The organism is Phyllobacterium sp. NPDC097923, assembly GCF_044760925.1.
Taxonomy (GTDB): domain Bacteria; phylum Pseudomonadota; class Alphaproteobacteria; order Rhizobiales; family Rhizobiaceae; genus Phyllobacterium; species Phyllobacterium calauticae.
On record NZ_JBIWBL010000003.1, the window covers coordinates 313,095 to 339,023 of the forward strand.

The window sequence follows — 25,929 nt, forward strand, 5'->3', positions numbered from 1 at the left end:
CCATGTCCGGCTTTTTCATCAACCGTCCGATCTTTGCCTGGGTGATCGCCATCGTCATCATGCTTGGCGGTTTGCTGGCGGTCAATTCATTGTCCATATCGCGCTATCCCCAGATCGCACCGACAACGGTGAGTATCAGCGGTTCCTATCCCGGTGCGGATGCGCAGACCGTCGAGAATTCAGTGACGAAAGTCATCGAACAGGGCATGACGGGCATCGACAATCTCGACTACATGACCTCCACATCGAGTTCGACGGGCAGCACCAGCATCTCCCTGACCTTTACCAGTGCCGCTGATCCCGATGTTGCCCAGATGCAGGTTCAGAACAAGCTGCAGCTTGTCACGTCGCAACTGCCGCAGATCGTGCAGAGCAACGGCCTGACGGTGACGAAATCCTCGACCGGCTTTCTCATGGTTGTCGCATTCGTTTCGACCGACGGCAAAATGACGTCGACCGATCTGGCCGATTATGTCGACAGCACCCTGAACGACACGCTGAAGCGGGTTGAGGGTGTCGGCTCGACCCAGTTGTTTGGCTCGGGCTATTCCATGCGCATATGGCTCGACCCGGACAAGCTTGCCAAATATGCGCTCATGCCGAGCGATGTCTCCACGGCAATACAGGCGCAGAACACCCAGGTTTCCGCCGGGCAGCTCGGGGCTCTGCCCGCACGGCAGGGACAGCAGCTCAATGCGACCGTGACAGCCAGAAGCCGGCTTCAGACGCCGGAGCAGTTTCGCAATATTATTCTCAAGAGCGCTACCGATGGCTCGCTGGTCCGGCTGAACGATGTGGCACGCGTGGAAATCGGCGCGGAAAGCTATACGACAAGTGCTGCCTACAACGGCATGCCGGCGGCGGGTCTTGCCATCAACCTGGCCACGGGCGCCAATGCCATCAGCGCGGCGGAAGCCGTCCAGTCGGCCATTGCGCGCCTTTCCACGACTTTCCCGGAAGGGGTCAAGGTTTACTATCCCTATGACACGACACCTTTCGTTCTTCTCTCGATAGAAGAGGTGGTCAAGACGCTGATCGAGGCCATCATTCTCGTCTTCGTCGTCATGTTCGTGTTTCTGCAAAACATCAGGGCAACGCTCATCCCGTCCATCGCAGTGCCCGTGGTGCTGCTTGGAACGTTTGGCGTGCTCGCGGTTGCAGGGTATTCGATCAACACCCTGACGATGTTCGCCATGGTGCTGGCCATCGGGCTTCTCGTGGACGATGCGATCGTGGTTGTCGAAAACGTCGAACGGGTGATGCAGGAAGAAAAGCTTCCACCGAAAGAAGCAACGCAAAAGTCCATGAAGGAAATCACCGGGGCTCTCATCGGCATCGCCACGGTGTTGTCCGCTGTCTTCGTACCCATGGCTTTCTTCGGCGGCTCCACCGGCATCATCTATCGCCAGTTCTCCGTCACTATCGTCGCGGCCATGGTGCTCTCCGTCGTGGTTGCGCTGGTGCTCACACCGGCTCTGTGCGCAACCATTCTTCGCGCTCCTGCGGCAGGGCATGCGGAGCGCAAGGGCATCTTCGGTTGGTTCAACCGGACTTTCGACCGCAGCACGACGGCCTACCGCAACGGCGCGCAAGGCATCATTCAACGAAGCAAACGGTTTCTGGTGATTTTCCTGGCGATTGCGATTGCCATGGGCTGGATGTTTGTGCGCCTGCCAAGCTCGTTCCTGCCCGAAGAAGACCAGGGCATTTTGATCACCAGCGTGCAACTGCCGGTGGGGGCGACGCAGGACCGGACATTGCGGGTTTTGAAGCAGGTGTCGGACCATTTCCTCAACGATGAAAAGGATGCGGTGGATGGTGTGTTCACGACGGCCGGTTTCGGCTTTGGCGGGTCCGGTCAGAATGTCGGCATAGCGTTTGTCAGGCTCAAGGACTTTGCGTCGCGCCAGTCGCCGCAACTTTCGGCCAATGCGGTGTCTGGCCGCGCCATGGGTGTCTTTTCCAAGATCAGAGATGCCCGCGTGTTCTCCTTCAACCCGCCTGCGATCCAGGGCATGGGCAACTCCAACGGTTTTGAGTTCTATCTGCAGGATGTCAATGGCGCGGGCCACGATGCCTTGATGCAGACCCGCAACCAACTGCTTGGGCTCGCCGGACAAAGCAAGCTTCTGGCGAATGTGCGCCCGAACGGCCAGGAAGACGAGCCGCAGTTCGCCATCGATATCGATCAGGAGAAGGCCAGCGCGCTGGGTGTCGCCCTGTCCGATATCAACAACACCTTGTCGACGGCGTGGGGCAGCGACTACGTCAACGATTTCATCGATCGCGGCCGGGTGAAGCCCGTCTATCTGCAGTCGGACAAGGATTTTCGCATGCAGCCGGCAGACCTCGACAAATGGCATGTCCGCAATACTTCGGGGGCTATGGTGCCGTTTTCGTCCTTTGCCTCGAGCCACTGGACATTCGGCTCACCGCGGCTGGAGCGGTTCAACGGTTCTGCTGCCGTCGACATTCAGGGTGCCGCCGCTGCCGGTGTCAGCTCGGGCGCGGCGATGGACGAAATCGACAAGCTGATGAGCCAGTTGCCGGCGGGTTATTCGCACGAATGGACGGGCCTTTCGGCACAGGAAAAACTGTCGGGCAATCAGGCCACATCGCTCTATGCCATATCAGTCCTGGTCGTGTTCCTCTGTCTGGCAGCGCTTTACGAAAGCTGGTCGATACCGTTTGCGGTCATGCTCTCTGTCCCGATCGGTATTTTCGGGGCGCTGCTTGCGGCGAGCCTGTTTGGCCAGACCAACGACGTCTATTTCAAGGTCGGCCTGCTGACGACCGTGGGCCTTGCGGCGAAGAACGCAATTCTCATCGTGGAATTCGCCATCGAACGGCAGACCGCCGGTATGGGGCTGGTCGAGGCCACACTCGAAGCCGCGCGCCAGCGGTTGCGTCCGATCCTGATGACGTCCTTTGCGTTCATCCTTGGCGTGGCGCCGCTGGCAACAGCAAGCGGCGCCGGTTCCGGCGCGCAAAATTCCATCGGTATCGGCGTCATGGGCGGCATGATCGCGGCAACCGTTCTCGGAGTGTTTTTTGTGCCCCTGCTTTTTGTTGCGGTCAGCCGGTTGTTCCGGCGCCGGAAGAGCGCCGATGGCAAGGTTCCCGGCAACAGTGAAACGGCAACAGCCGGTTCAAACTGAGGCATGGGGCGAGATAATGAGCAAGATGGACGCAATGACAATCATAATACCAGCCTCACCCGATCCGGCTTCTCGCGGGAAGCGCCATTTCCGCCTCGGTCAATTGCTCGGGTTTCTTCTGTTGAGCTCAAGCCTTGCCGGATGCGTCGTCGGGCCGGACTATCAGAAGCCGTTGATTGCGATGCCCGGCCAGTGGGGAAGCAGCAAGCAGGTAAAGGCACCCAAGCCGGCGGAGTTGTCCAACTGGTGGAAGCGGCTGCGTGATCCAGAGCTCGATGCACTTGTCGACGAAGCGGTCGCAGGCAATCTGGATGTTGCCACTGCAAAGGCGAAAATCCGTGAAGCGCGCGCGACATACCGGCAGACCGCAGGCACGCTTCTGCCATCACTTGACGGGTCCGCGTCGGCAACCCGCAACAGGGTGAGTGCCACCAGCACGGGGACCTCCGCGGAGACGTCCAGCCAGTTCCAGACGGGATTTGACGCGAGCTGGGAGCTTGATCTCTTCGGTGCCAACAAACGCAGCGTCGAAGCGGCAAAGTATGGTCTGGATGCAGCCGGTGAAGATCTGCGGTCCACATTGCTGACTTTGATCGGCGATGTCACCTCCAACTATGCTCAGGCGCGCGGCTATCAGGCGCGCATCGCGCTGGCCCGCCGTACGGCAGCCTCGCAGAGGGAGACGGCGGCGCTCACGCGCACCAAGTTCGAGGCCGGGTCGTCCTCCGCGCTCGATGTCGCCAATGCCGCCGGCCTGGCCAACAGCACGGAAGCCAACATACCATCCCTGGAGACAAGTTATGCGGAAGCGGTGCACCGGCTTTCCGTCCTGACGGGCAGGGCGCCCGCAGCCCTCACGGACAGGCTGAAGCGCAGCACGCCCATTCCGACGCCGCGCCTGCCTGTCCCGACAGGGATTCCGGCCGATATCCTGCGCACGCGGCCGGACGTGAGGATGGCGGAGCGCCAATACGCGCAGTACACCGCAAAGATCGGGCAGGCTGAAGCTGCCCGTTATCCCAGCGTCAGCCTGACCGGCAATATCGACACCACGGCCCTGAACATTGGCGATCTCGGCAAAAATTCCACCATCGGCTGGTCTTTCGGCCCGACATTGAGCGTGCCGATCTTCAGCGGCGGTCAGAAGAAAGCCGCGGTGGAAGTCGCTCAGGCACAGCGGGACCAGTATTTCGTTGCCTACCGGTCGTCGATCCTCACCGCGCTCGAAGATGTCGAAAATGCCATCGTATCGCTGGCACAGGAACGCATCAGGAATGGAAAGCTGGCTGCGTCGGCCAAGCATTACCGCGATGCCGCCAGCCTGTCCCGCTCTCTCTACCAGAGTGGAACATCGAGCTTCCTTGATGTGCTTGACGCGGAACGTTCGCTGTATTCGGCGGAAGACGCCCTGCTGCAAAGCCGCGTGGCAATCGCGGCCGATTACATCGCCCTCAACAAGGCGCTTGGCGGCGGATGGAGCGGTTTGGTCGATACCGGCAAACCTGAAGTGAAGGATGTCAATACGGGTCCGCACATCGCAAGCAACCGGCAGCTGACGACGAACGGGCAGAAATAAAAACGGCGAGCCCGTAAGGCCCGCCGTTCTGTGCAAAGGATTTGACTGGAGATCGTATCAACTTTGCCACTTGGCGATGCTGCATGAATGTCAGCATCGCCAAATTTCCTGCATCGGGTATTAGAAGTTGCGCTGGAAGCGGATCGCGCCACCGAAGGCATCGTCATTGCCGCCATGGGCAAGCGAATAATCCTTACGGGCACCGTCGAACTTGGTGTAGTTGAATTCAGGCGTGATCGTGAAGCCGGGAACGATTTCATAGGCAACGTTCAAAGCACCCGCCAGCGTGCCTTCGGATTCATAGGCAAGCTGCGCATTGATAGTGGCCTTGTCCGAAACCTTGGCAGCCAGACCACCCCAGATGGCGTAGTCACCTTCCCAGGTGCCGAACCAGTTGCGGCGGCCGAGCGGTGCATCGTCATAGTTGGTCTGGTAACCGCCCATGACCCATGCGGATACCGTGTCGGTGAACTTCACGTCCAGACGCAGCTTGCCGGCCCATTCCTCGGCCTTGGAGTCGTAGCCGACGATGCCGGAAATCTTGCCCCAGGACTGTTCGTACTTTGCGCCGGCCAGCACGTGAGGCATGTAGTCGTCGATACGGTAATCGTAGCTGTAGTAGTTGTTGCCGACGCTTTCGCCCTGTTCGGCGCCGATCATGGCGGAGAAGCCATTGCCCGCATTGAACGTATAGCTGACCTGGTTGCTGTGGTCCGACTGATAGTTGATCACGTCGTCGTTGATGATATTGCCGGCATAACCGGTGAACGAGCCGAAGATTTCATCGGCCACGCCGATACGAAAGCCACCGAGCTCGATGTAGGCATTCGGTATGGACGTATCATTGGCACCATTATTGTACTGGAAACGCGTCTCGATATAGGAGCGCAACGTGCCGAGTTCGGTTTCCGTGCGGGCATCGAAACGGAGCGTGGCGCGCGTCTTCTTCTGCCAGGTTCCGAATTCTCCGCCCTTGTAGACATTGTCGCCGCCCTTGGCGTCATAACGCAGATAACCGCCAATTTTCAGGCAGGTTTCCGTGCCGGGGATATAGAAAAAGCCTTTGCCGTAGGTGTCACAAACGCGAACATATTCAACGGCTTCTGGTTCAGCAACGACGACTGCGTCGGCAGCGCGTGCACCGGTTACTGCAACGAGCGCTGCAGCCGAGCCGAGAAGGAAGCTCTTGATTGTCATGGGGGATCTCCACACTCTATTGAATGAGTTGCTCAGCCGCATTGCCTTGCAACGAACAGATGAAATCGCTGTCTGCACAGTCCGTAATGGAGATTTGTAACGGTTTTATCACGCAACCGGTGTGGGCAGGCGAGCCAAGGTGGTTTCTTGTAAAAACCATGTCTTGCCTCGGTCCGTGTGCCATTCCTGCAACAGTCAGAAGCCGCTCATTTGCGATGAGAACTGATTGATTGCGCCGGTAAAACGCGGCCGCGGGCTCGACAGGGGATATGAAGCAAAATAACTATGAACCATGACTGCAGCCAACGAAGACACCATCGCCAATCGCATTAGCCGCATCCTTGCGGACAGGATTGTGACCGGCCAATTGGAGCCGGGCGCAAAGCTGCGGCAGGACCATGTGGCGGAAGAATTCGGTGCAAGTCATGTCCCGGTCAGGGAAGCCTTCCGCAAGCTCGAAGCGCAGGGCCTTGCCGTCAGTGAGCCGCGCCGGGGCGTGCGCGTTGCGTCGTTTGACCTGGCGGAAGTGCGCGAAGTCGCCCTGATGCGCGCCGAGCTTGAGGGGCTGGCGCTCCGGCAAGCTGCGCCGCACCTGACATCGTCCATTCTGGAAGAGGCCGAACAGGCCACCGTTGCCGGTGACAATTCCCGCGACGTGCGCTCCTGGGAAGAGGCCAACCGGCGTTTTCATCGCCTGATTCTCACGCCATGCGCGATGCCGCGTCTCCTGGCGGCCATCGATGACCTCCATTCGGTGAGCGCGCGCTTTCTGTTTTCCGCGTGGCGATCGGAGTGGGAAGTTCGAACCGATCATGATCACAGGGCGATCCTGGGTTTCCTGCGCCAGGGCAATATCGAGAATGCCGTTGCAGTCCTCGAACGGCATGTGCAGTGGATCGGACAAAAGCCGGTCAAAAGCCCGACGGGTTCGACCCGCGACGTTTTTGCTATCGTCGGCTGACCAAGACCGTACGTCGCCTGCGTTTCGATTTTTTTGAGCAGACAAACACTTCCGCTTGTGCCGGCCGTTCATGACGGTTGCATTTTTGTGCGCGCCTTATAAAATTATAGATAATTTATGATTCTATCTATAATAAGCCATCGGATGGCGCAGAACTTACGAGGCCGCACGCAAATGTTGAAAGTTTCCCCGCAGAAGCCAGAAGATGTTACGTCCGCTATTGATGTGGAGGGGCGATGGAGCGTTGATGAAGCCAAAAAAATCTATAATTTGCCGTTCAATGATCTGCTGTTCGAAGCACAGACGGTGCACAGGCGGTGCTTCGATCCCAATGCCGTCCAGTTGAGCAAGCTGCTGTCGATCAAAACAGGCGGATGTCCTGAAGATTGCGGCTATTGCAGCCAGTCGGCGCATTATCCCACCGGGCTCAAGGCCTCAAAGCTCCTGCAGGTCGAAAAGGTTGTTGCGGAAGCGCGCAAGGCGCGTGACAGCGGCGCAACGCGATATTGCATGGGTGCGGCATGGCGAGGCCCCAAGGACCGCGACATCGGCATGATCGTTGCCATGGTCGAAGGTGTCCGCGCGCTTGGTATGGAAACCTGCATGACACTGGGCATCCTCTCGCCGGAACAGGCCGCAAGGCTCGCCGACGCCGGTCTCGACTATTACAATCACAACATCGATACGTCGGAGCGTTTCTACAGCGCGATCATCAGCACCCGCAACTTCGCCGATCGTCTCGAAACGCTGGCGCATGTGCGCGATGCCGGGATCAAGGTTTGCTCGGGCGGCATCCTTGGCATGGGCGAGACGGTCGATGATCATATCGCCATGCTGGTTACACTGGCGAACCTGCCCGTGCCGCCCGAGAGCGTGCCGATCAACATGCTGATTCCCATTCCAGGATCGAAGCTGGCCGACGCTGCCCCGGTGGACCCCATCGAATTTGTTCGCGCCATTGCCCTTGCCCGTATCCTGATGCCCGAAACCCATGTTCGTCTCTCCGCCGGCCGCTCGGACATGAGCGACGAGATGCAGGCCCTGTGTTTCCTTGCCGGCGCCAATTCGATCTTTGTCGGCGACACGTTGCTCACCACCGAAAACCCCGGCGAGGACCAGGACGCCGCCTTGTTCCGCCGGTTGGGGCTAAAAGCCATGCCGTTGGGTGCGTCGCAGTGATGTCCGGCTTTCTCGCCGGTTACGGCAAAACCCTGGCCGGGCTGGAACGGAGGGGAAGGCGACGTTCCCTCATGCCGAATGGCGGGATCGATTTTACCTCCAACGACTATCTCGGCTTTGCCCAATCGCAGCGCATCAGAAGCGCCATCGCCGCCGCGATGGAGCGCGGCGTCCCGGCCGGATCGGGCGGCTCGCGTCTCCTGCGCGGAAATCATGCGGAACATGCATTGCTGGAAGAAGAGGCGGCGGCCTTTTTCGGCTCACAGCGGATGCTGTACTTTTCGACCGGTTACGCGGCCAACGCCGCGCTGTTTTCAACTTTGCCGCAGCGCGGCGATCTCATCGTCCACGATGCGCTCATCCATGCAAGCGCGCATGAAGGCATTGCCGCGAGCCGCGCGCAGGCGGTGGCGGCGCGGCACAATGATGTCGGGAGCTTCGAAAATGAATTGGCCAAGTGGCGCAAGGCGGGCGGAAGCGGCCATGCCTGGATCGCAGTGGAAAGCCTCTACTCCATGGATGGGGACCGCGCGCCGCTTGCCGAACTTGCGGCGCTCGCGGACCGTTATGACAGCTTTCTTGTCATCGACGAAGCGCACGCCACCGGCGTGTTCGGCGAAAACGGCTGTGGTCTCGCGACCGGGCTGGAGCGGCGCGACAATGTTGTCCTCCTGCATACATGCGGCAAGGCGCTGGGGGTATCCGGTGCGCTCCTGGGGGCAAGTGCCGTCATCTGCGATTATCTGATGAACCGCGCCCGTTCCTTCATCTATTCCACCGCCCCGTCCCCGCTCATGGCCGCAGGGGTGCGCGAGGCGCTGAAAATGCTTGCCGAGGAACCCCGGCGCAGGCTGGACCTGCACCGCCTTTCGACATTTGCCCGGTCATATCTGGCAGAACCAATCGGCATGGGTGGCAGCGGCTCGCACATACTGCCGATCATGATCGGCGGTACGATCCGCGCATTGCGTATCGCCGAACGCATGCGCGCTGAAGGGTTCGACATCCGCGCGATCCGCCCGCCGACGGTACCCGAAGGCACCGCGCGATTGAGGATTGCGATCACCTTGAATGTCGATGAGACCGCGATTTCCCGGATGCTGGATTGCCTGAAAATAGCCCTTGCCGAGGAGGCCGCATGACGCAGCGTTTTGTCGTGACAGGAACAGATACCAATATCGGCAAGACAGTCTTTTCCGCCGCATTGGCCGATGCGCTCGGCGCTTGTTACTGGAAACCGGTCCAGGCCGGTCTTGAGGGGGAAACGGACAGCGAGGCTGTCATGCGTCTCGGCGGGATACCGGCCGGAAGGATCATTCCCGAGGCATGGCGCCTGCGCGCGCCTGCCTCTCCGCATCGCGCCGCCCGGCTGGACAATGTCGAGATACAACCGGAATTGCTGGTCCCGCCCTCGATCGCGTCGCCGCTGATTATCGAGGGTGCCGGCGGTGTCATGGTTCCGCTGACGGAAACCGTGGTGTTTGCTGATGTCTTCTCCCGCTGGCGAATACCGGTCATTCTGTGCGCCCGCACGGGATTGGGGACGATCAACCATACCTTGCTGTCGCTGGAGGCCTTGCGGCAGCGCTCGGTGCCGGTCTTCGGTGTCGTCTTTATTGGCGATGAAGTTGCGGATACCCAGCATATCATCGGCGAGCTGGGACGGGTCCGCTGCCTCGGACGGCTGCCACTGCTTGAAGCCGTGACACCCGAAGCGCTGCGTCAAGCCTTTCGCGATCATTTCGACATGGCGCATTTCCGGACGGTAACCGCATGACCGGCTCCCTCGTATCCTCGCCGGTCTGGCATCCGTTCACACAGCACGCGCTTGAACCCGCGATGAAACGCATTGTCAGAACGGAGGGAGCCTGGCTGTTCGATGCGGAAGGCAATGCCATCCTTGATGCGATTTCCTCCTGGTGGGTCATCACGCACGGGCACCGGCACCCACTGATCATGGAGGCGATCCGCACCGCCTGCGACAGTTACGACCAGGTCATCTTTGCCGAATTCACCCATGAACCGGCGGAAAAGCTGGCGCGCGGCCTGCTGGCCGTGGCACCTGCGGGCCTCACCCATGTGTTCTATTCGGACAGCGGGTCGACCTGCGTGGAAGTGGCGCTGAAGATGGCGCTCGGCTTCTTCCATAATACCGGTGCGCCGCGCTCGCGCATTGTCGTCATGGAGGACGGCTATCACGGCGACACGATTGGAACCATGTCGGCGGGGGAGCGCGGCGTCTTCAACGTGGCCTACCAGTCGCTGTTGTTCAGCGTCGACCGTTTGCCGTTTCCCTCGCCCGGCCACGAACAGGCCACGCTCGATGAATTTGAAAGGCTGTGCCGGAGCGGTCAGGTCGCGGCATTGCTGGTCGAGCCTTTGGTGCTTGGGGCAGGGGGCATGCGGATGTACCCGGCCTTTGTGCTGGCCGAACTGAAGCGGATTGCCGAGTGGCATGGCACGTTGCTCATCGCCGACGAGGTCATGACGGGCTGGGGGCGTACGGGAACGCTCTTTGCCTGCAATCAGGCTGGCATCGCGCCGGACATATTGTGCACGTCAAAGGGCTTGACGGGCGGTGCCTTGCCGCTGGCCGCCACGCTGTGCACGGCGCCGGTTTTTGATGCGCATCTGTCGACAGACCGCAGCCGGATGTTTTTTCATTCGAGTTCTTACACCGCGAACCCGATTGCCTGTGCAGCGGCCCTCGCTAATCTTGCCGTGTGGGAAAACGAGCCTGTCGAGGCGCGTATTCAAGCGCTGGAAGCCATGCATCGCGGGAAACTCAAACGGTTCGCCGCAGATGGCCGATTCAGCAATGTGCGGCAGGCAGGCACGATTGCAGCGCTTGATCTGGACGTTCCCGCATCGGGTTATCTCTCGGACGCCGGACTGAAACTGCGGGCGTTCTTCCGCTCCCGAAACCTGCTGATCCGCCCGCTTGGCAATATCATCTATCTGATGCCGCCCTATGGCGTGGAGGAGGACGATCTTGATCGTGCCTATGACGCGATTGACGAGGCAGCGGACCTGTTTGCGGCAGGCAGGCGATGAGCCGCATCATCGGTTTGGGCCATTATGTTCCCGAGCGCCGCGTGGAAAACGCGGAGATAGAGGTCAACCTTGGGCTCGAGCCCGGCTGGATCGAGCGAAGAACGGGTATCCGAACCCGGTATTGGGCAAGGGATGGCGAGCTGCTCACCGATCTCGCCGCAAGGGCCGGACAGTCGGCGCTCGATGATGCCGGGCTGCAACCGGCCGATATCGCTTTGACGCTGCTGGCCACGTCAACGCCAGACCATCTGCTGCCACCGTCGGCGCCGCTGCTTGCGCATCGGCTCAAGCTTGTCAATTCGGGTGCCCTGGATCTTGCCGGCGCCTGCTCGGGTTTCCTCTATGCGCTGACGCTGGCTGACGGTTTCGTGCGCACGCAGGAGCGGCCGGTTCTCGTGGTTGCCGCCAACATCTTAAGCCGCCGCATCAATCCGGCGGAACGGGCCAGTGCCGTCCTCTTTGCCGACGCGGCAGGCGCTGTCGTTCTGGCGCCATCGGCAGAGCCGGGTACGGGCTTGCTCGGTGTGGATTTGGCTGCCGATGGCAGCCATTATGATTTGATCTCCATTCCCGCCGGTGGTTCGAAGACGCCTTTTTCGCCGGACGTGGCGGCGGCGGATTGCCTGATGACCATGCGTAACGGCAAGGAAATGTTTGCGCAGGCCGTGCACATGATGACGTGCTGCGCCGAACGGGCAATGGCGGATGCGCGTATTGGCCCGCAGGACGTCAGCCGGTTCGTGCCGCATCAGGCCAATGCGCGTATTTTTGATCTCGTCAGCGACAATCTTGGTATTGACGCTGCGCGGACGGTCCGCACCATAGCGGCCTATGGCAATTCCTCGGCAGCCACCATTCCGCTGTCCCTATCGCTGGCGCATCGCGAGCGGCGATTCATGCGGGGTGAACGGCTGTTGCTGACGGCTGCCGGTGCGGGCCTGACCGGCGGCGCCGTTGTCTGGGGCATCTAGACAGGTGTCCGAACAAGCCGCCATGCCCGGCACTATTTCTGAATGTTGCGCATGATCATGTCGTAATGCGCGTTCACATAGTCGTCGAGTTGCGGCAGGTTGGTCTGGCAGTCCAGGAGTTTGTCGATCGTCAATGTCAGTGCCGGGCTGAGCAGGATATGGCTGCTCTCGCTGGTCGCGGCTCCCGGCCGGAAGACACCTTCCCGGACGCCCTTTTCAATGAGGTTCTGAAACATGGTCAGCATGGGCAGGACAAACTCATTGTAGTGAGCCGCTGTCAGTTCGGGAAAGCTCCGGCCGTCGGAAATCAGAAAACGCAGGATTTCCCGCGAGTAGGGATTGACGGTCATGTGCTCGTAAACCGTATCGAGGAAAAGCCGGATGAGCTCATGCGGCGGACGGTTCTGATGCTCGCTCAGGAACTGTTCTTCGTTGAAAATCGGCTGCGAAAGCTTGCGCACGACATCGTGAAACAGCTCTTCCTTGTTCTGGAAATACAGATAGATCGTGCCTTTGGTAACGCCCGCCCGCCTGGCCACATCCTCGATGCGCGTGGCGGTATAGCCGCGCTCGACGAACTCGTCGAAAGCCGCATGCAGGATCTCCTGCGGGCGCTGCGCCTTGCGGCGCGCCCGCACGCCGGGGGCAGTGTCCGGTCCGGTTGCGCTTGACGCATTTTTTATTTCGGCCATGATTTCATCCAATGGAGCCTTGAAGTCGACTTGGACAACATTATACATTGACTGAACGATCAGTCAATAATATACCCGTCACACCTTTTCATGGATTGGTTGAATGATGCGGCCTGACTTTTTCTCCTCCGGATTTGTGGTTGAGCGCCAGCGGCAACGGTATGATGTGTCTGCCGTGCCCAGGCTGCTGGTGATGATTTTGGGGCTTGCCCTGCTGGCCGGTTGCCAGCCGAAAAAAGCGGCCGAACAGAAGCCGCCGGCCCAGGTGAATGTCGCCAAGATCGTGTTCACGGATTATGCGCAGAGTGTTTCGGTAACCGGTGAAATACGGGCGAAGATCGACAGCAATCTTTCGTTCCGGGTGAGCGGGAAGGTGACCGAACGGCTTGTGGACGTGGGTGACCATGTCGCCGCCGGCGACGTACTGGCGCGTATCGACCCGACCCAGCAGCGGGCCGACGTTGCCGCGTCCGATGCGGCTGTCCGTTCCGCCGAGGCGCAACTCCGCCAGACCACCTCTGCCTTCGACCGGCAAAAAGCACTGCTCGCACAGGGTTTCACCACGAGGAGCGCCTATGACAGTGCCGAAGAAGCCCAGCGCACGGCACAGGGCTCGCTCGATGCAGCCAGGGCGCAATTGCAGACATCGCGCGAAACCCTGTCCTATACCGAGTTGAAAGCCGACGCTTCCGGCGTGGTTACCGCGCGCAATATCGAGGTGGGGCAGGTGACGCAGATCGCATCGACTGCGTTCACGGTGGCGGTGGATGGTCCGCGCGACGCGATTTTCAATGTCTATGAGGGACTGGTCACGCGCAGTATCGGCGATCAGCAGATTCAGATTATTCTGTTCGACAATCCCGCCATAACGGCCACAGGCATTATCCGCGAGGTCTCTCCGACGGTGGACGATGCCTCCGGCACCGTGCGGGTCAAGGTCGCGGTGCAAAACCCGACGCCTCAGATGGCTCTTGGTTCCGTGGTGATCGGAACGGTCAAATTGCCGGCCGTCAAGGCGGCTGTTCTGCCATCGTCGGTCTTGACCTCGGACAATGGCAAGCCGGCCGTTTGGGTCGTCGATCCGCAAACAAACGCCGTCGACCTGCGCGACGTGACCGTGACGGCGTACGAGTCGCTGTCTGTCGCGATCGGCGGCGGATTGCAGGCAGGCGAACAGGTGGTGACGACAGGCGGAACCCGGTTGCGGCCAACCGAGATTGTAGCAATCAAGAGTGGTGATCCGTCATGAGGCGTGTTCTCGTTTACGGCGCAAGCCTTGTCTGTCTGGGTCTTGCTCTCAGTGCCTGCCAGAAGGAAGGCGAGGCCAAGCAGCCGGATGTCGTGCGTCCGGTCCTGTCGACCGTCGTCAAATCGCAAACCCTGCAGGTCCGGGGATTTGCCGGCAAGATAGAACCGCGTTTTGAAACCCAGCTCGGCTTCCGCACCCTCGGGCGCATCGTGCGCCGTGATGTGTCCGTCGGAGATCAGGTTTCGAACGGGCAGGAGATCGCGGCAATCGATCCGCTCGCGCTGGAACTGGCGGTGCAGGCGGCGCAGGCGAACCTGTCGTCCACCAAGGCCCAGCTTGCCAACGCTGCGTCGACGGCCGACCGGCAGAAGGCGCTGCTCAGCCAGAATTCGGCGACGGAAGCCGTCGTCGATCAGGCGCAGCAGGCCTATGAAGCCGCCGTCGCCTCGGTTGTACGGTCGGAAGCTGACCTGACGAAAGCGCGCGAAGAACTCGGCTATGCGGTGCTGCGGTCCGATTTCGACGGCGTGGTCACGTCCCTGCAGGCCGATGTCGGGCAGACCGTGACCGCCGGCCAGCTGGTCGCCGTTGTTGCACGCCCTGATGTTCGTGAGGCGGTGGTCGATATTCCCGAAACGGTGGCTGGCGCGATCGAGGTGGGAAGCAGGTTCGGCGTCTCGCTGCAGACCGATCCGACAATACAGACGGCGGGTGTTGTCAGGGAAATCGCACCGCAGGCGGATGAAGCCACGCGCACGCGCCGAACCCGCATCACGCTGCAGCAGCCACCGGAAGGGTTTCGCTTGGGGACCACGGTGACGGCTTATCTCACCACCGCAGCGGATCCGCGCATCCGCATTCCGGCAACGGCAATCCTCGAAAAGGATGGCAAGACGTTCGTGTGGCTGATCGATGAAAAGCAGGCGGCGGTTTCGGCCAGGGAAGTCAAGCTGGAAGACCGCACCAATGCGGACGCTATCGTCGTGTCCGGACTGACCGACGGTGACCGGATCGCCACGGCCGGGGCGCATAGCCTGGTCGAAGGCCAGAAAATCAAGATGACTGACGGGAATCCGCTATGAAGAAGTTCAACCTCTCGGAATGGGCGCTCGATCACCGCTCTCTCGTCTGGTATTTCATGATCGTTTTCACGATTGCCGGGATTTTCTCCTATCTCAATCTCGGCCGCGAGGAAGACCCGAACTTCACCATCAAGACCATGGTGATCTCAGCCCAATGGCCGGGAGCGTCGGTCGAGGACACGACGACACAGGTCACCGAGCGGATTGAAAAGAAGCTCGAGGAACTCGATACGCTGGACTATACCCGCAGTGTCAGTTCGCCGGGATCGACGACGATTTTCCTCAACCTCAAGGATACGGTGCGCGGCGCTGCCGTCACGCAAACCTGGATCCGTGTCCGCAATATGATCCGCGATATTTCCCCGCAGTTTCCGCAAGGGGTCGTCGGGCCGTTCTTCAACGACCAGTTCGGCGATGTCTATGGCAATGTCTACGGCTTTACCTCCGACGGGCTGAGCCGGCGGCAACTGCGCGATTACGTGGAAGACGTCAGGCGGAAAATCCTGACGGTTCCCGATGTCGGCAAGGTCGAGCTCGTGGGTGCGCAGGACGAGGCGATCTATCTCGAGTTCTCGCCCAAGCAGGTTGCGGCCCTCGGGCTGGACCAGCAGGCCATCATCAGCACCCTGCAGGCGCAGAATGCGATTACCCCGTCGGGCGTCATCGAAACCGGCCCCGAACGGGTGATGATCCGGGTGAATGGCCAGTTCGTCTCTGAGAAGAGCCTGCAGGCCATCAATCTTCGCGTCAATGACCGCTTCTTCCGGTTGAGCGATGTCGCGCGGGTTACCCGCGGTTATGTCGATCCGCCGACCAGCCTGTTCCGCGTGAACGGCAAGGAAGCCATCGGTCTTGCCATCGGCATGAAGCCGAACGGCAACCTCTTAAAGTTTGGCGAACACCTCAAGGCGCAGATGCAGCAGATCACGGCGGATCTGCCCGTGGGCGTTGGCGTCAATCTGGTTTCGGACCAGCCGCAAATCGTCGAGGAGGCCGTATCCGGCTTCACGCGCGCCCTGTTTGAGGCCGTCGCCATCGTGCTGGCGGTCAGCTTTGTCAGCCTGGGCATGCGTGCCGGTTTCGTGGTTGCGCTGGCCATACCGCTTGTCCTGGCGATCACCTTCATGGTGATGGAATATATGGGCATCTCGCTCCAGCGTATTTCACTGGGCGCGCTGATCATCGCGCTGGGCTTGCTCGTCGACGATGCGATGATCGCCGTCGAGATGATGGTGGCGCGGCTGGAAGCCGGGGACAATCTGCGCAAGGCCGCCACCTATGTATACACGCACACGGCCTTTCCGATGCTGACCGGTACGCTGGTGACGGTATCCGGCTTCATTCCCGTTGGCCTCAACAGCAGTGCGGCGGGTGAATTCACCTATACGCTGTTCGTCGTGATCGCCGTATCGCTGGTTGTTTCGTGGATCGTGGCAGTCATCTTCACGCCGCTGCTCGGCGTGACGCTGCTGCCGAAGACCATGAAGAACAAGCATGAGAACCCCGGCCGGTTTACCCTGTGGTTCCAGCGCATTCTTCTGCTCTGCATGCGGTTCCGCTGGGTGACCATTGCCGCGACCGTCGTGATTTTCGCGGTTTCCCTGTACGGAATGGGTCACGTCCAGCAGCAGTTTTTCCCCAACTCCGATCGTCATGAGCTGATTGTCGACTGGAACCTGCCGCAGAATGCCTCGATCGTTGAAACCAAGGCGCAGATGGACAAGTTCGAGGCGGAGCAATTGGCCGGCAACGCGGATATCGATCACTGGAGCTCCTATGTCGGGCAGGGTGCCATCCGCTTCCTCCTGTCATTCGACGTGCAGCCGTCAAATCCGTTCTTCGGGCAGACGGTGATCGTGACGAAGAGCCTGGAGGCACGCGACCGGCTGCGGACGACGTTGCAGGCATGGCTGAAGAACGAGTTTCCAAGCACCGACGCCTTTGTCCATCTGCTGGATATCGGACCGCCGGTCGGCCGTCCGGTCCAGTACCGGGTCAGCGGGCCGGATGTGCAGAAGGTGCGCGATTACGCCCATGATATGGCCAATCTGATTGCCGGCAATCCATCGATCGGCGACATCACCTTCGATTGGAACGAACCTTCCCGCGTCATCAAGGTCGATGTGCTGCAGGACAAGGCACGTCAGCTCGGGATCACCTCGGAATCGATTGCCTCGTCGCTCAATGCCGTTGTCGGCGGTTCGACAATCACGCAGGTCAGGGATTCCATCTATCTGATCAATGTGGTTGTGCGCGCCCGCGCCGATGAACGCGGCTCGATCGACCAGCTTCGCAACATCCAGCTGACGACCAGCAACGGCCAATCCGTACCGGCTGCAGCCGTTGCGAACTTCCGCTACGAGCTGGAGCAGTCGGTGGTCTGGCGTCGCGCGCGCCAACCCACCATTACGCTCAAGGCCGGTATCGTCGGCGACCTTCAGCCCGCAACAGTGGTGACGCAACTGGCGCCCAAGGTTGCCGAGTTCGCAGGCAAGCTGCCGCCGGGTTACGGTGTTGTCGTTGGCGGTGCGGTGGAAGAAAGCGGCAAGGCCCAGGCGCCCATCGCAGCCGTAGCTCCGCTTATGCTGTTTGCCATGGTGACCCTTTTGATGATCCAGCTGCAAAGCTTCCAGCGGCTGTTCCTGGTCTTTGCGGTTGCGCCGCTGGCCATCATCGGCGTCGTTGCCGCGTTGCTCTCCAGCAATTCTCCGCTTGGCTTTGTGGCTTTGCTGGGCGTCCTCGCATTGATTGGCATTCTGATCCGCAATTCGGTGATCCTTGTCGTCCAGATCGAGGATCTCCGGCAGGAAGGCAAGGATCCGTGGAGTGCCGTGGTCGAAGCGACGGAGCATCGCATGCGGCCGATCATGCTGACGGCAGCCGCGGCCAGCCTTGCGCTGATCCCGATTGCCCGGGAAATATTCTGGGGGCCGATGGCCTATGCCATGATGGGCGGCATTATCGTGGGTACGGTGCTGACGCTTCTGTTCCTGCCCGCACTCTACATTGCGTGGTTCCGCATCAAGGCGCCTGACAATACGGTTCCGCCCGCGGGGCATCAGGAACCGGCAAGCGCGAATGCATGACTGGTTGAGGCGGGCGGAGCCAGCTTTCCGCCCATAAAAAAACCGGGGCCTTGCGGCCCCGGATAAATCAGCTTTTGCGATGACTAGAAATTGCGCTGGAAGCGGATGATACCACCGAAGGCATCGTCATTGCCGCCATGGGCAAGGGAATAGTCCTTACGCGCGCCGTCAAACTTGGTGTAGTTGAGTTCCGGTGTGATCGTGAAGCCGGGAACAAGCTCGTAAGCCACGTTCAAAGCAGCAGCAATCGTGCCCTGTTCTTCGTAAGCAACCTGCGCATTGACGGTTGCCTTGTCGGTAACCTTGGCAGCCAGGCCGCCCCAGATGGCGTAGTCGCCTTCCCATGTGCCGAACCAGTTGCGGTTGACATTGGTGTTGAAGGACTGGTCGTCATAATTGGTCTGGTAGGCACCCATCACCCAGGCGGAAACCGTGTCGGTGAACTTGACGTCCAGACGAGCCTTGAAACCCCATTCTTCCACGGCAGAGTCGTAACCGGCGATGCCGGAGATCGTTCCCCAGCCCTGTTCGAACTTGGCACCCACGAGCACGTGGGGCATGTAGTCATCGATGCGGTAATCGTAACCCTGATCCACTTCGCCCTGCTCGGCGGCGATGATCGCCGAGAAGCCATTTCCGGCGTTGTATGTGTAGCTTATCTGGTTGCTGGCAAAGCTGTTGTACTGGATCACGTCGTCATTGATGATGTTACCGGCATATCCGACCCACGAGCCGAAGATTTCGTCGGCCACGCCGACGCGGAAGCCGCCCAGTTCGATAAAGGCCTGCGGAATGGACGCGCCATCCTGATTGCCATCGGTATACTGGAAACGCGTCTGGATGTAGGAGCGCAATGTGCCAAGTTCGGTTTCCGTCCGGGCATCAAAACGTACCTCGGCACGGGCACGCTTGTAATAGGTGTCGTTCTGGCCGCCCATGTGTCCGCCCTTGTAGGGGTCGTCACCGCCGCCGGCATCGTAGCGCATGTAACCGCCGATCTTCAGGCATGTCTCGGTGCCCGGGATATAGAAGAAGCCGGCACCATATGCGTCACACACTTTGACGTACTCGACGGCTTCTGGTTCAGCGACAACAACTGCATCTGCAGCGCGAGCTCCCGATACTGCAACAAGTGCAGCGGCAGAGCCGAGAAGAAGAGTTTTGATATTCATGTCGATCTCCAGTGAAGGATCATTGTTCTAGGGGCAAGCCAAATTCGCAGTGCCTCACTTATGTCTTACTTTGGTACCCTTTTGGTCAAAGGACATAACTGGTGGTATATTGCTACCAGACGCAATGTTGCCAATTTGCACCAGTCGCGCAGAAGCAAAATGTCGTCATGGCGTGTCGGTCTTGTCTTTCCGGCTGCACAAGACGCCCAGCCGGCTTACTGTTTTTCGATGCAAATCAAATCTTTGTAAGGTCCGCGTCCCGCTGGAGGACACCGACGAATCCCGTTCACGAAAACCGCAATTTTCCGCAAATGTCGCGGGAAAGCCGCATCCGGCGCAATTTGGCGGCGCGAAGTTGGTAGCAAAAAGCCACCAGTTTTATCCTTTGACTGCCTGGAAAATCGGATGCAACGTGAACCGGCAAATTCTCGTTCATGCGGCAAGTCCGCGTTGAACAGGAAGGCAAATGAGTTCAATTGATCTCCAGTCAATGCTCAACGACCCTGCCTTTCCAAGGGGCAGGGTCATTTCTTTTGAGCATGATGGTCGAGATCGGGTGGCGCGGCGCGTGCGCTTTCCGCAAGCGAAGGTCTTCAGGCGTTGCGATCTATGGGCAACAGATCGTAATCCCCGTTGGCAAGATGAATGTCGAATTGGGCGCGGGCTATATGGGCGGCGACCATGTTTTCGAAGACATCATTGAGGGTCGGCAGTATCTCGATCTGCCGGCCGCCGTCTTCCAGCAAACGCACCAGCCCTTCCGCTTCGGCCCGTTTCATAAGCCGGCGAATATGGGTGCGTGATACGCCGAAAAGATTGCCGATTTCATCATAGGGAAAGCTGACGATATTCTCCCGGTCTGCCGGTTGCTGTTCCTTCATTGTCATCAGCTTGCAGAGCAGCACCCCGCCGCCATCGCTGATGGCGAAGAGCTGGGAACTGTGCAGGTTGGAAATCATGGTGCTGACATTGAGCAGCGAATGCAGGCTGGAGGCGAAATAGCGTTCGAGGAAGCCGTCCGTGCCGTCGATCAATTGCTTGTAATGTCTCGAAGGAAACAATTTGTCGGCCGCAGCGATGGCAACGCCGACAATCCTGCGCATGCCGGATATCAGCTTGTCCGTCGGCTGGATCAGATGGTTCCGGTGGTCGGTTTCGTCGAGCACGCGGCTGACAAGCCCGATATTCTCCAGAAGATCGATTGTCGCCGAGGTGGTGTTCTTGCTGCAGAGCTTCAGGCTCGACGTTATGTTCTGGATGCTGGAAATGGTTGCGCCGTGATGACCATTGTCGCGCGTGAAATGCAGTGCGAGAATCGACATGCAGATGACTTGCCGGGCGACATTCGCCATGACCTTGTTGGCCATGTAACGGCCTTCAAAAATTCCCACGGCGTCGTCCGCATAGTCCGCCGCTGCTTCGCTGAAATTGGGATGCTGACGCAGGATCGCGACGCGCTGCAGCAGCCACTCGGAACGTGTTTCATGACTTATGAAGGGAAGGGTTTCGGGCATCCGGTCGTTCATGAAGGCTATTCCCATTCGATTGCCACTCCGTCTGGATTTGCACCAGTGTCGTTTTGCCCTTTGCGGGCAGTTGGTTCGGCGGGTGTCGGGGAGCCCTGTCCTGATCACGCAATGTACATGCTCCTGCGATGAACGCTGATAACAAGTGCGTGAATCAAACGGCACGGCTTGCGTGTGGTCTGGCTTCCCCGGGTACAGAAATTGCCTCCACCCCCACGCAAGCGGTCTTGCCTGTTGCGCGACTGGTCTCGGCTGGATGGTCAGGTTCGGGACGGCAAAGGCAGGGCGTCTCTAGCCGTTACTTGGCGGAATAGGCGGCAATCATGGCGTCGCACGCCCGTTTCAACTGTTGCTGAGGGCCTTCCACGCCAGCACTTTGGCCGCATACGCGGGCCCCCTCGACAAGCAGCACAAGCGCATCCGCCAATTGTTCGGCCTGTGTGATCCCTGCCATGCGGCAAAGATCGATCAGGCGCTGCTTGTGCACTTTCTTGGCATCGACGATCACTTTGAACGCGGGGTGATTCGCTTCCTTGAGTTCAATGGCGGCATTGGCCAGGTCGCAGCCGCGCGGGTCACTGAACACGCATTCGGCGGCTTCATGAATCCAGCCGCGTATCTGCGCCAGCGGATCATCCGGAAAGGCCGCTTCCAGATCGCGCCAGATCTGCTCACGCCGTGCGGAAACCTGTTTGAGGCACTCGCAGATCAGGTCGTCCTTCGATCCGAAGTGGCGATACAGCGTCATCTTGTTGGATTCGGCGGCCTCGGCAATCGCGTCGACGCCGACACCCTTGATGCCTTGCTGGCGAAACAGCTCGATGGCGCTGGCCACGATGCGGGCTCGCGGCGGCATTCGGCTGCCGTCGGATTCCCCTGATATAACAGTATCGTGAGGTTTCGAAATTTCCTGCGTAGGCGCGCTTGACATAGATGTTACCGTCCAGTAACTATGGGTTGTTACTTACCGGTAACACGCATTTGGTTCTCATGTCAATTTTTCAAATTGGTGTTCGGGCCGACGCCTTACAAAAGTACCGATTTACCATTCTATTCGTTATTGCGGCGCCGCTGCCGCTGAGAAGGAGAGCATCATGCCACAGACATATGCCGATCTTACCCTTGCTGAAGCTTTATCAGATCCCATGATCAACGCCGTCATGCGCGCTGACCATGTGACCCGCAGCGAGCTTGAACTCCTTCTGAAATCTGTGGCGCGAAAAAATATTGAAGCTGTCGCATCCAATAATTGGCAGCGCCCGTTTACGGTGGATCAACCCGCAGTATCCAAGAGCCTGCTTGCCATGGGCGCGCGCGTTCGCTCGGCCTGCTGCGAAGGGTCCGTTTAGCGTTCGGGTTGGAGTTCGGGCAGTCCACGGATTGCCAATGCAAATGATCGCCGGCAGTTCCCATGGGAGCTGCCGGTTTTGTTTTGCGGCAAGCGATGCTGCACAGGATTTTCGCAGTTGCACAAAATATCGGCAGACAATGTGCAATTGTTGAGCGCGGGTGCCTGCCTTGGCGGCCCGGTTTTGTTTGCTGGCAAGCTATCATTTGCTGTTTTTACGCCTCCGGGCGGGGCCGCAATTAAGCCTCCGGCGAAAGTGGCACGCAAATTGCTTTGGGTAGTGTATCCGCAGGTGATGGCGCACGATTGGGCGCAGCACCGGCAAAAAGGATCCGCACGCACAACTACCTATGAGAGAAGCCATAATGACAAAATACAAACTCGAATACATCTGGCTCGACGGTTACACACCGGTCCCCAACCTTCGCGGCAAGACGCAGGTCAAGGAATTCGATGCTTTCCCCAAACTGGAACAGCTGCCTCTCTGGAACTTTGACGGAAGTTCGACAATGCAGGCCGAGGGCAGAAGTTCGGATTGCGTTTTGAAGCCGGTTGCCGTCTATCCGGACAGCGAGCGCAAGAATGGCGTTCTCGTGATGTGCGAAGTAATGATGCCCGATGGCAAGACACCGCATCCTTCCAATACGCGTGCAAGCATCAATGACGATGAAGGCGCATGGTTCGGGTTCGAACAGGAATATTTCCTCTACAAGAACGGCCGTCCGCTCGGCTTCCCCGAGGCCGGCTTCCCTGCGCCCCAGGGCCCCTATTATACGGGCGTCGGCTACAGCAATGTCGGCGATGTCGCCCGCAAGATCGTCGAAGAACATCTCGATATCTGTCTTGCTGCCGGTCTGAACCACGAAGGCATCAATGCCGAAGTGGCCAAGGGACAGTGGGAATTCCAGATTTTCGGCAAGGGCTCCAAGAAGGCCGCGGACGAAATCTGGATGGCGCGCTATCTCCTGCAGCGTCTGTGCGAAAAGTACGGTATCGACGTCGAATACCATTGCAAGCCGCTCGGTGACACCGATTGGAATGGTTCCGGCATGCATGCCAACTTCTCGACGGACTATATGCGCGAAGTCGGCGGCAAGGATTATTTTGAACAGGTCATGGCTGCGTTCGAAGCCGCCTGCGATGAGCATATTGCCGTATACGGACCGGACAACCATCTGCGCCTGACCGGCAAGCACGAGACCCAGTCCATCCATCAGTTCAGCTATGGCGTCGCCGATCGCGGTGCGTCGATCCGCGTGCCGCACAGCTTTGTCGCCAATGGCTACCGGGGATACCTCGAAGATCGCCGTCCGAATTCCCAGGGCGATCCCTACCAGATCGCGTCGCAGATTCTGCGCACGATCGCATCGGTTCCGGAGCCGGTTGAAGACAGGCTCGCTGCCGTCGCTTAAGTTTGTTCCGGCATGGCGCGGGAAAACCCGCGCCATGCCTCTCCTCTCGGATGAGCGATGGTAATCGATCGAGATCCGAAGCCGGCTGCAGGACTGTTCGCAGCCAACCCTTTGCCATACCTCCGGTAGAATATGAACTCACTTGCAATCAGTAAGTGAGAAGATCATGCTGTGTTTGCAATGCCATGGATCAATCATGCCGGGTCACGCTGATGCGCAATTCACCTGCAAATATTCCTGGAAGCGAGACATTTTCAGCCACAATCGACGTGCAGATTCCACTTGATGACTTCGAGTGGTGCGTTGAAAATGCGCTTCACTCCCCAGGGACGGGAGGCATCAAGGCATTGTTAAACCGGAACGCATGGTGCGTGCCCGGGGGAAACGCGAACCAGATCGCAAGGAACATGTGAAGATGAACCAGTTTCTGACACATACGCTCGCCGCATCGGTGATTGTCGGCGCCGGATTGACACTATTTGCCCTCCCTGCATCCGCAGCGAGCACCGCTGCCCAGTCTGTCACCAAGGAGTGCAGCACGAAGTACAATGCGGCCAAGCAGGCCGGTACGCTCAATGGCCAGAAATGGCCGCAGTTCCTGTCGACCTGCAGCGCGAGCCTGAAGACGGATGCTGCGGCACCGGCTCCTGCGGCCACGGCACCGGCGGTCAAGCAGGCTCAGGATGCCACCAAGCCGGCCAAGACGCCGGCAATGGCAGCAGCGCCGGCAGCAGCCGGAACCATGTCGGCCAAAGCGGTGACCAAGGAATGCAGCACCCAGTATCAGGCTGCCAAAACCGCCGGTACGTTGAAGGACCAGAAGTGGCCGCAGTTCCTGTCGGCGTGCAGCGATAGCCTCAAGGCCGACAAATCCGATGCGGCAACGCCGCCGGAACCGGCCGCCGCGCCAGCCAAGGCGACCGCCGGCAAAGCGGGCGCAGCCACCGAAACCGCCGCCAATGGCAAACCTTTGTCTGCCGGTGAAATCGCATTCCGTTCCCGCATTCGCGAATGCGGCGATGAGTGGCAGAAGGCAAAGGCTGCCAACAAGGTCGCAGGCCAGACATGGCCGCAATACTGGAGTGCATGCAACACCCGTCTGAAGTCTGAATAGGAACTCCCTGCCATTCGGCAGGCCGCGATTGAATTCCAGAAACGCCCGGACGGCTCAATTGCCTGTCCGGGCGTTTCTGCTTGCAACGTCGTGGCTTTTCTGGCGTCATCCAACGCTCACAGAGGCGGTATAATATCCGGCTCTGCGCTCGCAAACAGGAGAATGCCATGCCGATCCAGGATCTGGTGAACACCATAGCCACCCAAGCCAATCTCGATCCGCAGGCAGCGGAAAAGGCGGCAGGAACCGTGCTGTCCGTGCTCCAGCATGAAGCTCCGGAACAGGCGGCCAGCCTTTTTGCCAAGATGCCGGGCGCGGCCCAGTTGGCGCAGAGTTTCGACGTCATGGCCGCCGGCAACCAGTCGGGCGGGCTCATCTCCAGCATAACCGGGTTTCTCAGCGGCGCTGCGGGTGAAAAGGTCGGCGCGCTTGTCAATGGCATGGCGGCGCTCAAGGCCAGCGGCTTGACGGTGGAACAGATTCAGCAGGCGGGTACCGCCGTGATCGCCCATGCCAAGCAATCCGCCGATCCGCAGCTGGTCGATAAGATCGTTGCGTCGGTTCCCGGCCTGAAGGGGCATTTTGGTCTCTGAAGCAATGGGGTTGATGCGGTTGCCTGCTGACAACCGCATCGCCACCGGATAAACCGCTTCTCGTATCGCCAAGGGCTAGCGAAGGAGCGGGCAGGATGAACGGAACGCGACGCGCGTTTTACTTCGCGCTTGGCTGGGTGATGGTGGCGCTCGGCTTTATCGGCGCGCTCCTTCCGGTCATGCCCACCACCATTTTCCTGATCATCGCTGCTTGGTGTTTCGGCCGTTCTTCGCCGCGTTTCGAGAAATGGCTGCTCGAACACCCGGTCTTCGGCCCGACGCTGGTGCAGTGGCAGCGCCATGGCGCCATTCCGCTCCGGGTGAAATGGATTGCCTGCGGCGGCATGGCGTTCGGTTATGGCTCCTTCTGGTATTTTGCGCGCCCGACGCCGCTTCTCGGCGGTGCCGTCATGTTGTTCTTCATCGCCTGCGCCATTTATGTCGTTTCCCGCCCGACCGGAAAATGACGGGCGACCGCGTGCGAATCGAAACGCCCATTCAAGGCCATTGACGTCCCGTCGGTGATGCAGGGAGGTTCCGTCCTGCGGATAAGCGGGTT

21 protein-coding genes are annotated in these 25,929 nt (G+C 59.5%); 16 read left to right on the forward strand and 5 right to left on the reverse strand.

Features of this window, described 5'->3' with window-relative positions; all coding sequences use genetic code 11:
• Positions 1 to 2: 2 nt before the first annotated feature.
• Together ACIQWS_RS17265 and ACIQWS_RS17270 are read left to right on the forward strand one after the other, a co-directional pair.
• Positions 3 to 3,158 carry an efflux RND transporter permease subunit gene (locus ACIQWS_RS17265; RefSeq protein WP_403181930.1) on the forward strand — a complete coding sequence of 1,052 codons (3,156 nt, stop codon included), beginning with the start codon at positions 3 to 5 and terminating at the stop codon, positions 3,156 to 3,158.
• A 34-nt stretch (positions 3,159 to 3,192) separates the two neighbouring features.
• Positions 3,193 to 4,734 carry an efflux transporter outer membrane subunit gene (locus tag ACIQWS_RS17270; protein ID WP_403181933.1) on the forward strand — a complete coding sequence of 514 codons (1,542 nt, stop codon included), beginning with the start codon at positions 3,193 to 3,195 and terminating at the stop codon, positions 4,732 to 4,734.
• Positions 4,735 to 4,854: 120 nt separating this feature from the next.
• Here ACIQWS_RS17270 and ACIQWS_RS17275 read toward each other — a convergent pair whose 3' ends face one another.
• Positions 4,855 to 5,931, reverse strand: coding sequence for a porin (locus ACIQWS_RS17275; protein WP_403181937.1), 1,077 nt, complete (start codon positions 5,929 to 5,931; stop codon positions 4,855 to 4,857).
• 292 nt (positions 5,932 to 6,223) lie between these two features.
• Here ACIQWS_RS17275 and ACIQWS_RS17280 point away from each other — a divergent pair, with 292 nt between their 5' ends.
• The 6 genes from ACIQWS_RS17280 (at position 6,224) to ACIQWS_RS17305 (ending at position 12,096) form a co-directional block, all read left to right on the forward strand.
• A complete protein-coding gene (locus tag ACIQWS_RS17280) occupies positions 6,224 to 6,892 on the forward strand; it encodes a GntR family transcriptional regulator (protein WP_223614712.1) in 669 nt (222 codons plus the stop codon).
• A 174-nt stretch (positions 6,893 to 7,066) separates the two neighbouring features.
• Positions 7,067 to 8,071: a biotin synthase BioB gene (gene bioB / locus ACIQWS_RS17285; protein WP_403181941.1), complete on the forward strand. Its 1,005-nt coding sequence runs from the start codon at positions 7,067 to 7,069 to the stop codon at positions 8,069 to 8,071.
• Complete coding sequence (locus tag ACIQWS_RS17290; protein ID WP_403181944.1) at positions 8,068 to 9,213, forward strand: 8-amino-7-oxononanoate synthase; 1,146 nt, start codon at positions 8,068 to 8,070, stop codon at positions 9,211 to 9,213. Before bioB ends, ACIQWS_RS17290 begins: the two co-directional genes overlap by 4 nt.
• A complete protein-coding gene (bioD, locus tag ACIQWS_RS17295) occupies positions 9,210 to 9,848 on the forward strand; it encodes a dethiobiotin synthase (protein WP_403181947.1) in 639 nt (212 codons plus the stop codon). Before ACIQWS_RS17290 ends, bioD begins: the two co-directional genes overlap by 4 nt.
• The gene (locus tag ACIQWS_RS17300) at positions 9,845 to 11,125 is read left to right on the forward strand and encodes an adenosylmethionine--8-amino-7-oxononanoate transaminase (RefSeq protein ID WP_403181950.1); all 1,281 of its coding nucleotides are present in this window, start codon (positions 9,845 to 9,847) and stop codon (positions 11,123 to 11,125) included. Before bioD ends, ACIQWS_RS17300 begins: the two co-directional genes overlap by 4 nt.
• On the forward strand, positions 11,122 to 12,096 hold the full coding sequence (locus ACIQWS_RS17305) for a beta-ketoacyl-ACP synthase III (RefSeq protein WP_403181953.1): 975 nt from the start codon (positions 11,122 to 11,124) through the stop codon (positions 12,094 to 12,096). The genes ACIQWS_RS17300 and ACIQWS_RS17305 overlap by 4 nt, the downstream gene beginning before the upstream one ends.
• A gap of 32 nt (positions 12,097 to 12,128) precedes the next feature.
• Here ACIQWS_RS17305 and ACIQWS_RS17310 read toward each other — a convergent pair whose 3' ends face one another.
• Positions 12,129 to 12,788, reverse strand: a complete 660-nt coding sequence (locus ACIQWS_RS17310; RefSeq protein WP_403181958.1) for a TetR/AcrR family transcriptional regulator — start codon at positions 12,786 to 12,788, stop codon at positions 12,129 to 12,131.
• A gap of 103 nt (positions 12,789 to 12,891) precedes the next feature.
• Between ACIQWS_RS17310 and ACIQWS_RS17315 the strand changes: the two genes are divergently transcribed.
• The 3 genes from ACIQWS_RS17315 to ACIQWS_RS17325 are packed head-to-tail and all read left to right on the forward strand — an operon-like array spanning position 12,892 to position 18,205.
• The gene (locus tag ACIQWS_RS17315; protein ID WP_403181961.1) at positions 12,892 to 14,037 is read left to right on the forward strand and encodes an efflux RND transporter periplasmic adaptor subunit; all 1,146 of its coding nucleotides are present in this window, start codon (positions 12,892 to 12,894) and stop codon (positions 14,035 to 14,037) included.
• On the forward strand, positions 14,034 to 15,119 hold the full coding sequence (locus ACIQWS_RS17320; RefSeq protein WP_403181964.1) for an efflux RND transporter periplasmic adaptor subunit: 1,086 nt from the start codon (positions 14,034 to 14,036) through the stop codon (positions 15,117 to 15,119). The genes ACIQWS_RS17315 and ACIQWS_RS17320 overlap by 4 nt, the downstream gene beginning before the upstream one ends.
• Entirely contained in the window at positions 15,116 to 18,205 is a 3,090-nt protein-coding gene (locus ACIQWS_RS17325) for an efflux RND transporter permease subunit (RefSeq protein ID WP_403181968.1), read from the forward strand. The genes ACIQWS_RS17320 and ACIQWS_RS17325 overlap by 4 nt, the downstream gene beginning before the upstream one ends.
• Positions 18,206 to 18,288: 83 nt before the next feature.
• Here ACIQWS_RS17325 and ACIQWS_RS17330 read toward each other — a convergent pair whose 3' ends face one another.
• The 3 genes from ACIQWS_RS17330 to ACIQWS_RS17340 form a co-directional block, all read right to left on the reverse strand.
• Complete coding sequence (locus ACIQWS_RS17330) at positions 18,289 to 19,377, reverse strand: porin (protein WP_403181971.1); 1,089 nt, start codon at positions 19,375 to 19,377, stop codon at positions 18,289 to 18,291.
• Positions 19,378 to 19,970: 593 nt separating this feature from the next.
• The gene (locus ACIQWS_RS17335) at positions 19,971 to 20,903 is read right to left on the reverse strand and encodes a hypothetical protein (protein WP_223614723.1); all 933 of its coding nucleotides are present in this window, start codon (positions 20,901 to 20,903) and stop codon (positions 19,971 to 19,973) included.
• Positions 20,904 to 21,201: 298 nt separating this feature from the next.
• Positions 21,202 to 21,759 (reverse strand): TetR/AcrR family transcriptional regulator, encoded by a 558-nt coding sequence (locus ACIQWS_RS17340; protein ID WP_403181974.1) that lies wholly within the window; start codon positions 21,757 to 21,759, stop codon positions 21,202 to 21,204.
• Positions 21,760 to 21,997: 238 nt separating this feature from the next.
• Here ACIQWS_RS17340 and ACIQWS_RS17345 point away from each other — a divergent pair, with 238 nt between their 5' ends.
• From ACIQWS_RS17345 to ACIQWS_RS17365, 5 genes are all read left to right on the forward strand, one after another.
• A complete protein-coding gene (locus ACIQWS_RS17345; protein ID WP_403181978.1) occupies positions 21,998 to 22,252 on the forward strand; it encodes a hypothetical protein in 255 nt (84 codons plus the stop codon).
• A 364-nt stretch (positions 22,253 to 22,616) separates the two neighbouring features.
• On the forward strand, positions 22,617 to 23,663 hold the full coding sequence (locus ACIQWS_RS17350; RefSeq protein ID WP_223614726.1) for a glutamine synthetase beta-grasp domain-containing protein: 1,047 nt from the start codon (positions 22,617 to 22,619) through the stop codon (positions 23,661 to 23,663).
• A gap of 415 nt (positions 23,664 to 24,078) precedes the next feature.
• Positions 24,079 to 24,777, forward strand: coding sequence for a hypothetical protein (locus tag ACIQWS_RS17355; RefSeq protein ID WP_403181982.1), 699 nt, complete (start codon positions 24,079 to 24,081; stop codon positions 24,775 to 24,777).
• A gap of 167 nt (positions 24,778 to 24,944) precedes the next feature.
• The gene (locus tag ACIQWS_RS17360; protein ID WP_223614728.1) at positions 24,945 to 25,370 is read left to right on the forward strand and encodes a hypothetical protein; all 426 of its coding nucleotides are present in this window, start codon (positions 24,945 to 24,947) and stop codon (positions 25,368 to 25,370) included.
• Positions 25,371 to 25,465: 95 nt separating this feature from the next.
• On the forward strand, positions 25,466 to 25,837 hold the full coding sequence (locus ACIQWS_RS17365) for a YbaN family protein (RefSeq protein ID WP_403181986.1): 372 nt from the start codon (positions 25,466 to 25,468) through the stop codon (positions 25,835 to 25,837).
• Positions 25,838 to 25,929 lie beyond the last annotated feature (92 nt).

Bases quoted from the DNA above. Each gene is read 5' to 3' on its own strand.
- ACIQWS_RS17325 (WP_403181968.1), top strand. From the start codon at position 15,116: ATGAAGAAGTTCAACCTCTCGGAATGGGCGCTCGATCACCGCTCTCTC.
- ACIQWS_RS17335 (WP_223614723.1), bottom strand. From the start codon at position 20,903: ATGAACGACCGGATGCCCGAAACCCTTCCCTTCATAAGTCATGAAACA.
- ACIQWS_RS17360 (WP_223614728.1), top strand. From the start codon at position 24,945: ATGCCGATCCAGGATCTGGTGAACACCATAGCCACCCAAGCCAATCTC.
- ACIQWS_RS17345 (WP_403181978.1), top strand. From the start codon at position 21,998: ATGCCACAGACATATGCCGATCTTACCCTTGCTGAAGCTTTATCAGAT.
- ACIQWS_RS17310 (WP_403181958.1), bottom strand. From the start codon at position 12,788: ATGGCCGAAATAAAAAATGCGTCAAGCGCAACCGGACCGGACACTGCC.
- ACIQWS_RS17355 (WP_403181982.1), top strand. From the start codon at position 24,079: ATGAACCAGTTTCTGACACATACGCTCGCCGCATCGGTGATTGTCGGC.
- ACIQWS_RS17275 (WP_403181937.1), bottom strand. From the start codon at position 5,931: ATGACAATCAAGAGCTTCCTTCTCGGCTCGGCTGCAGCGCTCGTTGCA.
- bioB (WP_403181941.1), top strand. From the start codon at position 7,067: ATGTTGAAAGTTTCCCCGCAGAAGCCAGAAGATGTTACGTCCGCTATT.
- ACIQWS_RS17300 (WP_403181950.1), top strand. From the start codon at position 9,845: ATGACCGGCTCCCTCGTATCCTCGCCGGTCTGGCATCCGTTCACACAG.
- ACIQWS_RS17280 (WP_223614712.1), top strand. From the start codon at position 6,224: ATGACTGCAGCCAACGAAGACACCATCGCCAATCGCATTAGCCGCATC.
- ACIQWS_RS17350 (WP_223614726.1), top strand. From the start codon at position 22,617: ATGACAAAATACAAACTCGAATACATCTGGCTCGACGGTTACACACCG.
- ACIQWS_RS17265 (WP_403181930.1), top strand. From the start codon at position 3: ATGTCCGGCTTTTTCATCAACCGTCCGATCTTTGCCTGGGTGATCGCC.
- ACIQWS_RS17340 (WP_403181974.1), bottom strand. From the start codon at position 21,759: ATGCCGCCGCGAGCCCGCATCGTGGCCAGCGCCATCGAGCTGTTTCGC.
- ACIQWS_RS17365 (WP_403181986.1), top strand. From the start codon at position 25,466: ATGAACGGAACGCGACGCGCGTTTTACTTCGCGCTTGGCTGGGTGATG.
- bioD (WP_403181947.1), top strand. From the start codon at position 9,210: ATGACGCAGCGTTTTGTCGTGACAGGAACAGATACCAATATCGGCAAG.
- ACIQWS_RS17270 (WP_403181933.1), top strand. From the start codon at position 3,193: ATGACAATCATAATACCAGCCTCACCCGATCCGGCTTCTCGCGGGAAG.
- ACIQWS_RS17320 (WP_403181964.1), top strand. From the start codon at position 14,034: ATGAGGCGTGTTCTCGTTTACGGCGCAAGCCTTGTCTGTCTGGGTCTT.
- ACIQWS_RS17330 (WP_403181971.1), bottom strand. From the start codon at position 19,377: ATGAATATCAAAACTCTTCTTCTCGGCTCTGCCGCTGCACTTGTTGCA.
- ACIQWS_RS17305 (WP_403181953.1), top strand. From the start codon at position 11,122: ATGAGCCGCATCATCGGTTTGGGCCATTATGTTCCCGAGCGCCGCGTG.
- ACIQWS_RS17315 (WP_403181961.1), top strand. From the start codon at position 12,892: ATGATGCGGCCTGACTTTTTCTCCTCCGGATTTGTGGTTGAGCGCCAG.